The 721-nt window shown below is 41.1% G+C and carries 1 tRNA gene; it reads left to right on the top strand.

Annotated features, from left to right (window positions below):
* Nucleotides 1-625 precede the first annotated feature (625 nt).
* Nucleotides 626-716 (top strand) — tRNA-Ser (locus BM607_RS21570).
* Nucleotides 717-721 lie beyond the last annotated feature (5 nt).

Below are 721 nucleotides of genomic sequence, written 5' to 3'. Positions count from 1 at the left end.
TTAATGCACCGGTCTTGAAAACCGGCGTGGGTTTATAGCCCACCTAGGGTTCAAATCCCTACTCCTCCGCCATATTTAGTCAAAAAAGCCGCTAATCATTAGCGGCTTTTTTGCATTTAGCAGTTTGAACCCTTGGTTCCTTATTCGAGGCACAACTCCTCTGCCATATTTCACGGAAAAGGCCATCAGCAATGATGGCCTTTTTTGTTTGTGTTGACCCGACCTAAATAGCGTTGACACTTTTCAAACTCATTGTTAACGCTATTCAGCAATTACTAAATTAGTTAGCTATTTGCATTTAAGTTAGCTTTTCCAGAACTCATCATTGTGTCTTTTTGACGTGTGCTGACTGGATTTTATTTATCGCGGGTAACTATCCGTACTGAGAGTGCTTTGTTGTTGATTGACTTCAATCTGCTGCTTTATTTATAAGGCAGTGTGATTGGGCAAAATATATAAAGCTTGATGTGAGTCGTTTATCCATTCGAGTCAGTTGGCAAGTTGATTAAGCCCTTTACTGTTTAACTGCTTTTGACCTAAGTGAATATGAAATAGTCAATTAACACGATTAAGCATAAATTTAAGTTTACAGTGGCAGTAGAGATCGCTATTATCTCGCTCGTTCGGAGGGGTGGCAGAGTGGTTTAATGCACCGGTCTTGAAAACCGGCGTGGGTTTATAGCCCACCTAGGGTTCAAATCCCTACTCCTCCGCCATATTT

Origin of the sequence: Shewanella sp. SACH (genome assembly GCF_001887095.2) — a bacterium.
Lineage (GTDB): Bacteria > Pseudomonadota > Gammaproteobacteria > Enterobacterales > Shewanellaceae > Shewanella > Shewanella baltica.
Note: the sequence above shows the minus strand (reverse complement) of the source record. Positions and strands in the feature narration are given on the sequence as shown.